Source organism: Exiguobacterium sp. SH0S2, from assembly GCF_004337185.1.
In the GTDB taxonomy this organism is placed as follows: Bacteria; Bacillota; Bacilli; order Exiguobacteriales; family Exiguobacteriaceae; genus Exiguobacterium; species Exiguobacterium aurantiacum_A.
On record NZ_SJVB01000002.1, the window covers coordinates 746,865 to 758,317 of the forward strand.

General features: G+C 51.6%; 9 protein-coding genes, 8 tRNA genes and 2 rRNA genes. All 19 read right to left on the bottom strand.

Annotated features, from left to right (window positions below):
• Positions 1-96: 96 nt before the first annotated feature.
• Positions 97-675, bottom strand: a complete 579-nt coding sequence (locus tag EVJ21_RS08525) for a YdhK family protein (protein ID WP_131464876.1) — start codon at positions 673-675, stop codon at positions 97-99.
• A 131-nt stretch (positions 676-806) separates the two neighbouring features.
• Complete coding sequence (locus EVJ21_RS08530) at positions 807-1,988, bottom strand: MFS transporter (RefSeq protein WP_131490328.1); 1,182 nt, start codon at positions 1,986-1,988, stop codon at positions 807-809.
• 218 nt (positions 1,989-2,206) lie between these two features.
• Positions 2,207-4,003, bottom strand: a complete 1,797-nt coding sequence (gene glmS / locus EVJ21_RS08535; RefSeq protein WP_131490329.1) for a glutamine--fructose-6-phosphate transaminase (isomerizing) — start codon at positions 4,001-4,003, stop codon at positions 2,207-2,209.
• Positions 4,004-4,361: 358 nt separating this feature from the next.
• Complete coding sequence (gene glmM, locus EVJ21_RS08540; RefSeq protein WP_071398580.1) at positions 4,362-5,720, bottom strand: phosphoglucosamine mutase; 1,359 nt, start codon at positions 5,718-5,720, stop codon at positions 4,362-4,364.
• 35 nt (positions 5,721-5,755) lie between these two features.
• Positions 5,756-7,036, bottom strand: a complete 1,281-nt coding sequence (locus tag EVJ21_RS08545) for a CdaR family protein (RefSeq protein WP_070329316.1) — start codon at positions 7,034-7,036, stop codon at positions 5,756-5,758.
• Complete coding sequence (gene cdaA / locus EVJ21_RS08550) at positions 7,037-7,897, bottom strand: diadenylate cyclase CdaA (protein ID WP_016508862.1); 861 nt, start codon at positions 7,895-7,897, stop codon at positions 7,037-7,039. It abuts the gene before it with no gap.
• Between the two features lie 133 nt (positions 7,898-8,030).
• Positions 8,031-8,666: a polymer-forming cytoskeletal protein gene (locus EVJ21_RS08555; protein ID WP_131464882.1), complete on the bottom strand. Its 636-nt coding sequence runs from the start codon at positions 8,664-8,666 to the stop codon at positions 8,031-8,033.
• Positions 8,663-9,238: an RNA polymerase sigma factor SigW gene (gene sigW / locus EVJ21_RS08560; RefSeq protein ID WP_070329318.1), complete on the bottom strand. Its 576-nt coding sequence runs from the start codon at positions 9,236-9,238 to the stop codon at positions 8,663-8,665. Before sigW ends, EVJ21_RS08555 begins: the two co-directional genes overlap by 4 nt.
• Positions 9,239-9,369: 131 nt before the next feature.
• Positions 9,370-10,272 carry an arginase gene (gene rocF, locus EVJ21_RS08565; RefSeq protein ID WP_131464884.1) on the bottom strand — a complete coding sequence of 301 codons (903 nt, stop codon included), beginning with the start codon at positions 10,270-10,272 and terminating at the stop codon, positions 9,370-9,372.
• A 201-nt stretch (positions 10,273-10,473) separates the two neighbouring features.
• Positions 10,474-10,549: transfer RNA gene (locus EVJ21_RS08570), tRNA-Ala, on the bottom strand.
• Between the two features lie 17 nt (positions 10,550-10,566).
• Positions 10,567-10,641 (bottom strand) — tRNA-Gly (locus EVJ21_RS08575).
• 8 nt (positions 10,642-10,649) lie between these two features.
• Positions 10,650-10,725 (bottom strand) — tRNA-Lys (locus EVJ21_RS08580).
• Between the two features lie 5 nt (positions 10,726-10,730).
• A tRNA-Tyr gene (locus EVJ21_RS08585) sits at positions 10,731-10,814 on the bottom strand.
• 6 nt (positions 10,815-10,820) lie between these two features.
• A tRNA-Thr gene (locus EVJ21_RS08590) sits at positions 10,821-10,893 on the bottom strand.
• 27 nt (positions 10,894-10,920) lie between these two features.
• Positions 10,921-10,996, bottom strand: a tRNA-Val gene (locus EVJ21_RS08595).
• A gap of 4 nt (positions 10,997-11,000) precedes the next feature.
• Positions 11,001-11,075 (bottom strand) — tRNA-Glu (locus EVJ21_RS08600).
• A 4-nt stretch (positions 11,076-11,079) separates the two neighbouring features.
• Positions 11,080-11,154, bottom strand: a tRNA-Asn gene (locus EVJ21_RS08605).
• Between the two features lie 8 nt (positions 11,155-11,162).
• A 5S ribosomal RNA gene (gene rrf, locus EVJ21_RS08610) occupies positions 11,163-11,278 on the bottom strand.
• A gap of 51 nt (positions 11,279-11,329) precedes the next feature.
• Positions 11,330-11,453 (bottom strand): 23S ribosomal RNA (locus EVJ21_RS08615); the annotation flags it as partial.

An 11,453-nucleotide genomic window follows, 5' to 3' on the forward strand; every position in this document is an offset into this window, starting at 1 on the left:
CTTTTCATTCGTGTTTCCTGTCTTATACGTAACGCGACATGAAATGTTTCAAACTCCATAGAAAAACAGGGCATCGCCCTGTTTTTAGTCTTCTCGTCACTCTTTCGGTTCTAATTCATTTTCAGTCACCCATTTATGATTCGTCACTTCTTCTCCGTCTTGCAACATGAAGTTGACCATATACACGGTCGTTTGTTCACTGGAGTCGATCGTCGCGGTCGCGCCGTCCATGCCTTCCATATGATCGGCCTGAAGCGTCACCTCGGTCCCATCAGCAAGCGGGGCCGGTTCGGATGTATCGAGTTCTTCATGAATCACCCATTTGTGATTCTCGACCGGTTCCCCGCCATCTGTCGGTGTATACGTGACCGCGTAAGCTGTAGTCTCATAAGCACCGACGATTTTCGCTTCCGCGCCTTCCATCTCAAGCATATGGTCCGCAGTCAACACGGCCATCGAATCAATCGGATACGTCGGGTCTGCCGCTTCTTCTAACTCGGCAGGCACCTCACCCGATCCCGAATGGTCCATTGCGCCATGCTCCTCTTCTTGCTCTGCGATTTGTTCTTCTGTCACGTCAATCGCTTGGTCTTCTTCTGTCGTATCACCGCAGGCGGCGAGTGACGTCGCGAGCAACATGGCACCAAGTGTCGTCGCCCATTTCTTTTGTTTCATCGAATCGCTCCCCTCATTTGTGCCGTCTCATATTTACTGTACCCTGATTGCGCTCGGACAAGACATTTGTAGCGGATTCGTTATCTAACTGAAAAAACCGTCCTCGAACGAATCGAGGCACGGTCTTCGAATTAGTGATGCTTAATCCTTCTTAAAAAATAGAGCATCGGTAATAGCAACAGTGCTGACACCCCGAGCCCCCCTTGAATCGACGTATATAGGGCGACGAGGCCGATGAGTGGACCGCCGGCGACTTGGCCGAACGCATCGACTTGACCGAACATCGACAAAATCGTCGCCCGGCCCTTGGACGGGAGCCGCTCGTTCGTCATGACGCTCATGAGCGGATAATGCACGTTCCGAAGCGCGGCAATCGTCCAATACAACAAGACGGCCACAAAGAATTGTCCGACCCATGCGAACGCAAGCATCGTGAGGATGAGCAAAACGTTGAACCAAAACAATGTCGTCGCGTAGCGTCCTTTGATGTACGTCTCGACACCTTTGAGGACGAGCATGTTCAGTAAAAACGCAACGGCATAAAACAGGCCGAACCAATAGATGGCCGCTTGTTCTGACAACCGAAACGTATCGATCAAATGAGCGCCCCACAACCGGTCGAACCCTTCGCTCGCGAGTCCCCAGACGAGCGTGATGGCGGCCAACCCAACGAGGATCGTATTGCCGCGGATATGGGCGTAGCCTTCTGCTACCGTCTGCTTCGCCTGAAGCAGATTTGAGGTGCCAGCTCGGGTGATCGGCTCAAACCTCGTTTCCGGGATTACTTTCCAGATGAGGAGCGCGAGTCCTATTAACAAACCTCCAGCGACGACAATCGTCGTTTGCACGGACGTCATTTCTGCGAATAGCACCGCTATCCCAATCCCGATAAAGCGACCGAGTGAACTGTACTGAGCGCCTCGTAAAAACACCTGTTCTAACTCCTGGTTCCCCATCTCATCGGCAATCCACGCCTGCTCGGCCCCGCTGATGAACGTCCAACCGATTCCCCACAGTGAAGAGGCGATTGCGATGGCCCAAAACTCTGGGATGCCGCCTTCTAACAAGTGGGCTAGTCCGATCAAACCGGTGCCGATGACAATCGACCGTTTGCGGCCGTACAAATCCGCGACGAGTCCCGTCGGCAGCTCGAACAGGAAAATCGATACTTCTAAAATCGTGCCAATCAAGACGAGCTGCAACGCGTTAAGCTCGGCGGTCGTCACGTAATAGATGGCGTTCAGCGTGAATACCATCTGGATGACAAGTGAGCGCGAACTCGTGACCATGTAATACAGTTGTTGAATCTTCAATTGGGTAGTCCTCCGATATGATTGTTCCAATACGGTGAATCATCGGAGGAGGTGGGCCAACTTATGAACGCACTTCCTCCGGCAGGATGAATGTTTTAAATGTTTGGATTCGCATGGCGTTCTCTCCTTAGTCGTTTATAAACTCAGTATATCAAGCCGGTTGACGCAACGTAAATCACAAAAAAAGGCCAAGATCTCGAAAGATCTTGGCCTACTCTTTATTCTACAGTTACTGACTTCGCCAAGTTACGTGGCTTGTCGACATCACAGTCACGTGCGAGTGCAGCGTAATATGAGATGAGTTGAAGCGGGAGTACTGTTACGAGTGGTGTAAGCAACGGCTCGACACGCGGCAAGACGAATGAATCACTCTCGTGTTCCATGCCTTCCATCGAGATCGTGCAGGCAACTGCGCCACGAGCGACAACTTCCTTGATGTTTCCACGGATGTTGAGGTGCGTGTTCGGTTGCGAGACGAGCGTGATGACCGGTGTGCCGTCTTCGATCAACGCGATCGGTCCGTGCTTGAGCTCACCGCCTGGGTAGCCTTCCGCTTGAATATACGAGATCTCTTTCAGCTTGAGCGCGCCTTCAAGACCAACGTATGAGTCCATCCCACGACCGAGGAAGAACGCGTTACGTGATTCTTTCAAGAACTTGTCAGCCAACTGCTCAAAGATTTCTTTTTGAGCCATGACCGAATCCATGATCGTCGCGATGCGAGCGAGTTCCGTCATGAGGTCGAACGGAAGCTTCTTCCCGTTCGCACGAGCGATGTCGTAAGCAAGGATCGCCAGCACGGCGATTTGCGCCGTGTAAGCTTTCGTCGATGCGACCGCGATCTCAGGGCCAGCATGGAGGAGCATCGTCTCATTCGCTTCACGCGACAGCGTTGAACCGGCAACGTTCGTGAGTGTGAGCGCTTTGTAGCCGCGCTTCTTCACTTCGACGAGGACGGCACGGCTGTCGGCTGTCTCACCTGATTGTGAGATGAAGAGGAACAATGGTTTCTCCGTGAGGAGCGGCATGTTGTAACCGAATTCTGACGCGACGTGCACTTCAGTCGGCACACCAGCGACACGCTCGATCAATTGCTTGCCGACGAGACCAGCATGGTAACTCGTGCCACAAGCGACGATGTAGATGCGGTCGGCTTCTGAGACGAGCGAACGGACGCCTTCTGTGAGCTCGATGTCGCCATTGTCGTTCTGGTAGTGTTGGATGATGTTGCGGATGACGGCCGGTTGCTCGTCCATCTCCTTCAACATGTAGTGCGCGTACGTGCCCTTCTCGATGTCTGACGCATCGATCTCGGCCGTGTACGGCGCGCGCTCGAGCACGTCGCCGTCGAGCGTCTTGATCGTCGCCGACTCACGTGTCAAGATGACGATCTCGCCGTCGTGGAGCTCGAGGTACTGGTCCGTCACTTGGAGCATCGCCATCGCGTCCGACGCGACGACGTTGAACGTGCCATCACCAAGTCCGACGAGGAGCGGCGACTTGTTCTTACCGATATAGAGGCGTTCGCGGTCCTCTGAGTCGATCATCGCGATCGCGTACGAGCCGTGGAGCTCTGAGAGCGTCTTGCGGAACGCCGATTCGACGTCACCAAGCTCGACGGAGTTCTTCTCCATCAATTGAACGATGACTTCCGTGTCCGTCTCTGAGAGGAACGGTGCGTCGAGCGTCGCCTTGATCTGCTCGTCGTTCTCGATGACGCCGTTGTGGACGAGCGTGAAGCGGCCCGTCGTGCTCTGGTGCGGGTGGGCGTTCGGTACGCTCGGTACCCCGTGTGTCGCCCAACGTGTGTGGCCGATTCCGATCAATCCGTCTACTTCTGCTGGGACGACTTCGCGTAGCGCAGCGATGCGACCGACTTCCTTATGAACGTTGACGTTATCGTGCATCAACGCAAGACCTGCCGAGTCATAACCGCGGTACTCGAGTTTCTCTAAACCTTTGAGAAGGATTTCCTTCGCTCCGGTATTCCCAATCATTCCTACAATTCCACACATACAAAAATCTCCTCTATATTCGATTTCTCGAAAAAGGAAACGGGCTTTTTCAAAGAGCTGTCAATGCGTTCCCCTTTGGCCGTCCGGTCACCCGGACGTTTTGAGGGATTGCTTTTAGTCGTGACAGGCGACTAGGAGGCATCCGCCGAAATCTCGATAACCTCCAACCTCGTCAACTCATAAAGAGTTCTGGCGCTTTCTCGTACTTTGTGCCCCTCCGTTTCTAAGGTCACGCTCTTAATAGTACAAATCACACCCCCATCCGTCAAGAAAATCAGATGATTTCACAGTGACAAAACGGAAACAAAAAGGGAACCCAAAATTGGATTCCCTTGTGTTATTCCCTGTTTCGACAAAATTATCCTTCAACACCGTAATCTTCACGGACGACTTGAGCGATTTGTTCGACGTAACGGTCGCAGTCTTCCTTCGTCGGCGCTTCAGCCATCACTCGAACGAGTGGCTCTGTACCTGATGCACGGACGAGAATACGCCCGTTGCCGTTCATTTCAGCTTCCGCTTCTTGAATCGTTGTGAGCACGCGCTCCCCTGTCATCGCATCCTGTTTATTCGTGACGCGAATGTTGACGAGCGTTTGTGGATAGACCGGCATTTCAGCTGCTAGTTCAGACAGCTTGCGTCCTGTCGTCTTCACGATTTGTGCGAGTTGGACACCCGAGAGCATACCGTCGCCCGTCGTCGAGTAATCGAGGAAGATGAGATGACCCGACTGCTCGCCACCGAGCGTGTAGTTATGCTTCTTCATCTCTTCGACGACGTAACGGTCACCGACAGCTGTTTGAAGAGCCGTCATACCTGCGTCTTCGACTGCTTTGTGGAAGCCAAGGTTACTCATGACCGTCGCGACAATCGTATTGTCTTTCAAACGACCTTTTTCGCTCAAGTATTTTCCGCAAATGTACATGATTTTATCGCCGTCGACGATGTCGCCGTTTTCATCGATTGCAATCAAGCGGTCTCCGTCTCCGTCAAACGCAAGGCCCATGTCCGCTCCCTTTTCGCGAACGAATTGTGCCAAGTGTTCCGGATGTGTCGAGCCGACGCCTTCGTTAATGTTCAACCCGTTCGGCGAGTTCCCGATTGTCGAGACGTTCGCTTCAAGGTCAGCGAACAAGCGAGCCGCAAGGCCGCTCGTCGCGCCGTGGGCACAGTCGAGGGCGATATGGAGACCATCGAGGTCCTCATCAACCGTCTGCTTCAAGAGTTGAAGGTACTTTTGTGCTCCTTCATAGTAGTCCGAGACGAATCCGAGATCTTTCCCTGTCGGACGCGGGAGTGTATCTTCCGCAGCGTCGAGAATCGTTTCGATCTCTGCTTCGGTCGCATCATCGAGCTTGAAACCGTCGCTACCGAAGAATTTGATGCCGTTGTCGGCAACCGGGTTATGTGAAGCTGAGATCATGACACCTGCTGTCGCGTCAAGCGACTTCGTCAAGTAAGCCACACCTGGTGTCGAGATGACACCGAGACGCATCACTTCCGCTCCGATTGACAAAAGACCTGCGATCAGTGCGCCTTCGAGCATATGACCTGAAATGCGTGTGTCACGCCCGATCAATACTTTCGGCTGCTCACCGGCTGGCAAGTGCTTCGATAACACGTAACCACCAATGCGTCCTAAACGATAAGCTAGTTCTGCTGTCAATTCTGAGTTCGCGACACCGCGGACCCCATCTGTTCCAAAATATTTACCCATATATTCGTTTCCTCACTTTTGTATGATTGAACGTCTCATTGAAGCGAAGACGTTTCGGTTTGGTCTTCGACGCTCGTTAACTCGACGTCGATTGTTTTCGGCGAGACGACCGTCGCGCCTTTCGGTACTTCATAGTCTACATCGACCCCATGCAAACCACTCGGCAGACCCGTCAAATCTAGTGTCACACTGATGCTGTTCGACGTCACGCTCTCAAGGAGTGATCGTTTACCTGACAATGTGACGCTGACGACTTCCGGTGCTTGAAGCGTATAGTTCGTCCGATCATAGCCTCTGACCGTGACAGGCACGGTTAAACGGATGCGTTCCGTCAATTCCCCGGTATCATCTCGCGTTTGATCATCCGCTCGGACGAGTAGCTGGACTTCCACTTGTTCGGCAGCGAGCGATGATGCGCCTTCAGGCAGGACAAGCTTCGCTGTCACTTTCCCCGTCTGATCGACGCCATCAAGGTCAATCGGCTCGGTCTCAACACGGTCTAGTGCATCGAGCACTTCGCGCGGTGCGAAAACACGGACTTCTGTTTCCTCTAACAACGTGTCAACGAGCCTGAATTTATCGGCAACTTCGCCGGTCGTGACAGCTTCAATCGGGAACACGGCACTTTGTTCATAGACAGGAACCGTGACGTTGATGATGTTCGGTTCGACCGTCACGTTAAGCGGGTTTCCGTTCGCATCTAAAATCGTCGGCGGCACCTCACGCGTGAACGTCTGATTTTGATTCGCCACATCGACGTTCAATGTGATTTCTTTTACGTTTTGAATCCGGCTTTCGCCACCAGACACTTTTACAGTCGCCGGCTCGATTTCCGCTTCTCCGACCACATACCCTTCCGGCAACTGGTCTTTATTTAACAAGTTGACCGAAACGGGCACTTCAACTGTCTGTTTGCGATCGATGTAAATTTCAACAGTGTCCCGCTCAAGCTTTACGTTGACGTCACCGCCGAAACCTCGTGCTTCCACCGGGACACGATGGAACCCAGTACCGAGGTTCGTTAAATCGACGAACACTTGATAATCTTTCACCAATTTTGTCATCGTCAAACTACTCGATGGACCTTGCAGCTCAACGTTCATCTCTTCCGGAACGTTGTACGCGACGTATTGTACTTCATCGAAAAATACTTCGACAGGAACGTCAAGCGACATCGAGCTTTGCCCGACAATCGGCAATGCATTTGTTGAATTGGTCGACGAGCTCGTCTCGGCGACCATAAAATAAAGAAGGATGGCCAAAGCAAGTGCGATGATGCGGAGAAACCATTTATGTTGTAACCACTGATCAATCACTTACTTGTCCCCCCCTTTTTTATTAAAGAACGAGAGTGTCGTCTCTTTTTCTTCAATAACAAGTTCTTGGATCAACTTGTTGCGAAGTGCCTCCTCGTCTAGCTCGCGGTATAAACGTCCAGCAATCGCTAGAGATACCGCACCCGTCTCTTCTGAAACGGTGAGCGTCACGCTATCGGTCACTTCACTGACCCCGATCGCGGCCCGGTGTCTCGTCCCGAGCGCCTTATCGATGTGCGGGCTTTCCGAGAGCGGTAAATAACAAGCCGCCGCTGCAATTTTCCCGTCTTGGATAATCATCGCCCCATCGTGAAGCGGTGTATTCGGAATAAATAAATTGATGATCAGTTGTGACGTGATGTGCGAGTCCATCCGGATACCGGTTTCAACGTATTCGTTCAATCCGGTATCTCGTTCAATCGCGATCAACGCCCCAATTCGACGTTTCGACATGTACTGTGCCGAACTGACAATCGCTTCGATCATTTGTCGTTGCTTGTCCTCATCGCTCGTGCTCGTACGACCGAACAAATTGCTCGTTCGCCCTAAGTGCTCAAGCCCACGTCGAAGTTCTGGTTGGAAGATGATGATGATCCCAAGCAAACCATACGTGATCACTTGGTTCAGCAAGAACTGTAACGTCTTTAAACCAAAAAATCCGCTGAGGAACCAGCTGACGAGGATGATTGAAATCCCTTTTATCAGTTGGACCGCTTTTGTCCCACGGACGATCATCATCAGTTTATAGATGACGTACGTGACGACGACAATATCTAAAACGTCATTCAAATAATCGTACCAATGTACGTTCTCTGAAAGACTAAAAAATGATAAGATTGAAACCTTTTCAAGTAGCGGCAAATGCTCCCCTCCTCAACTACCTAGCCAATTCGTGCAAGTTTCATTATATCATATTTCCCAAACGACGCATCGTTAGATGACAAAACGAAACCAGATTGAAACGAATGAAAAAAGACGCCCTGAGGCGCCTCTCTTAAAGTATTTGTTTGATGGAGTACCAAACCCACTCAAAAATCTGCTCGATTTGTTCGAGCTCTCCGGTCACTTCACCCGCACTGGCCAAATAGGCTCGGCCGTGCACGGCTGTCGCATTGCCGTTGACGGTACCTTCGATCCGCAGGTCCCCACCTTGGACCGTAATGTCACGATCGACGATGACGTCTTTCGGTACGACGACCTCGTTCGCTGTGACAACGATTCCAGGTACTTTCGTGTACGTCATGGTTTCGGTAGACCCGTTCCATAAACCGAGTGTCGCGCTCGACATTAAACTAAAGAATAGTAAGGCCGCGACGAGTCCCGGATGCTTCCGGAACCAAGTCATCTGTTTCGAATGCGGTTTTCTCCGTGGCCGTGGACGGTCTTCAAGACGCACGACCGGTGTCGCCGGCGGAGACGTTTTCGCTTCAGGAATGGCCGCCATCACGCGCGCCGTAAAATCGTCTGATAGCTTAGGACGTGGAAGTGCTTTAAGTTCGGCATCTATTCGTTCGTACTGAAGGTACGCCTCGTATAAGGCTTCGTCCTCTAGTAATTGACGTAATTCGTCAGATTCTTCGGGCAGGATGCCATCTTCCAAGTATTGTTGCAGTTTCTCTTCAGGAGTCAATTGAACCCCTCCCTGTTTTGAAAGATTGTTTTTAACATTTCTCTTCCCCGGAAGATCCTTGTTTTAACCGTTGCGACCGGCATATCGATCATGACGCTAATTTCTTTGAGCGACAAATCGTCCACGTACTTGAGCAGTAACGGGATACGATATTTGTCCGGCAGTTGCTGGATTGCCTCATGCATTTCGCCTCGAATCTCGCGGTGAACGACTTGGGCGTCGGGTTGGGGGGCATCATCGGCCAAATGGTCTTGATAGGTGAGACCATCCGTGCCAGCGATTTCGGCATCCATCGAGTACTCCGGCTTTCGCTTTCGGAGACGGTCGATGGCGACGTTCGTGGCGATTCGATACAACCATGTCTTGAACTTATACTGCGGATCATACGTATCAATCCGGGTATATGCACGAATGAACGTCTCTTGGGCAGCATCCTCGGCTTCGCCACGATCGTATAAAATCTTAAAGGCGACGGCAAAGACACCATCCTTGTACAGTTCTACCAGCTCAGCAAACGAATCGTGATTCCCCGACCTTAATTCGTCTACTAAACGGGTGGTCAGCCGTTCCATCAATCCACTTCCCCTCTCCGCAACCTATGCGGTCAATACAGTATACGTTCAGTTGTCTGATCAGGTTTCACATCACACAAAAAAAGTTTCCAAACCCATTGTAGCAAACGGATTTGGAAACTGTAAGGCGGTTAGACTATTTTGCTTTCCAGTAACAGGTTTTCTTTGGATTTCAAAATCGTTTCGCATAAACTGAAGGCGAGTTGAGCGGTTGTATCCTCTTGGTCAAGTGCAGGGTTCAATTCGACGAGCTCGATCGCAATCAACTCGTCGGCTTTCATCGCTTCCGCCAAAATTGCTTTCCCTTCTTCAGCCGTCAAACCGCCCTCGACTGGGGTCCCTGTTCCGGGGACGAGTTGAGCGTCCAAACTGTCCATATCAAAGCTTAGATAGAAGCGATCGACACGGTCACGTAAATACTCGATCGTTTCAGCCATGATTGTCTCGACGCCACGTGTCCGAACTTCTTCGACCGTCACGACCTTGATTCCAAGCTGCTTAATCGCTCGCATCTCTCCCTCATCAATATCACGTAAAGCGATATACACTAGATGTTCTGGCGCAAGCTTTGGTTCACGCCCACCGACTTCCGTCAATCGGATGTCACCTAGACCCATCGCAGCGGCAAGCGGCATCCCGTGGATATTGCCTGACGGTGATGTTTCCCCCGTATTCAAATCAGCATGGGCATCGACCCAAATTACTCCGTACGGTCCGGTTTTGGCGAGCCCAGCGAGTGTCCCGATTGCCATGCTGTGATCGCCCCCAACGATCAACGGGAATCGATTTGCTTCAATATCGGCAGCAACGACGTCTGCCAGCTCATTGACCGTATACAAGACGCCGTCTACGCGCTTTAAATGTTCTTCATTCACTTGAATTTCTGACTCTGGCAAGACGCGAATCGTTTGTTGTAGCGTCCCCGTTGGCAGTAACGCCTCGATTCCGAGTGTTCGCAATTTAGTTGGACCTTGATCGACTCCGTGTTTCCCCTGTCCGTAACGGAGTGGTACTTCAATATATGACCATTGCATAGCCATTCCCCCTTGAGCGATTGATACCTACATTGTAAACGCTACCAAATGTGTGGTTCAACTTAACACGCCGGTGAATAAACATGCAAAAAGGCAGCCTGAATGGTGGCAGGCTGCCTTTCTCTGTACTCTTAAGTGAATGGTTTCATGGATTTAGGCAAAAAAAAACTTAAGTCGTAAGTAACTTAAGAAAAAAACAAGTGGTGGAGCCTAGCGGGATCGAACCGCTGACCTCCTGCGTGCAAGGCAGGCGCTCTCCCAGCTGAGCTAAGGCCCCGTTACAGGGAATAAATATGGAGCGGAAGACGGGATTCGAACCCGCGACCCCGACCTTGGCAAGGTCGTATTCTACCACTGAACTACTTCCGCGAAAAAAATGGTGAGCCATGCAGGGCTCGAACCTGCGACCCTCTGATTAAAAGTCAGATGCTCTACCAACTGAGCTAATGGCTCAAACCTGGTGGGGGGGGGCGGATTCGAACCGCCGAACCCGAGGGAGCGGATTTACAGTCCGCCGCGTTTAGCCACTTCGCTACCCCCCCAAGGAGTGCCGGCGAAAGGATTTGAACCCTCGACCCTCTGATTACAAGTCAGATGCTCTACCAACTGAGCTACACCGGCATATATGGTTTGATTGGTTAATTAAAATGGTGGAGGATGACGGGATCGAACCGCCGACCCCCTGCTTGTAAGGCAGGTGCTCTCCCAGCTGAGCTAATCCTCCAAAATGGTGACCCGTACGGGAATCGAACCCGTGTTACCGCCGTGAAAGGGCGGTGTCTTAACCGCTTGACCAACGGGCCTTATTGGCTCCGCAAGTAGGATTTGAACCTACGACCTACCGGTTAACAGCCGGTTGCTCTACCACTGAGCTATTGCGGAACGATCTTGCCTGGCAACGTCCTATCCTCACAGGGGGAGACCCCCAACTACTTTCGGCGCTGAAGCGCTTAACTTCCGTGTTCGGCATGGGAACGGGTGTGGCCGCTTCGCTATCGCCACCAGACAAGGGAATTGTTCCCTGAAAACTGAAGACTCATCAAGTTCAAACCATTTCTAGATCAAAGCCTCGACCGATTAGTATCATTCAGCTCCACACGTCGCCGTGCTTCCACCCATGACCTATCTACCTCATCGTCTCTGAGGGGTCTTTCTTGATTGCTCAAAGGGAAATCTCATCT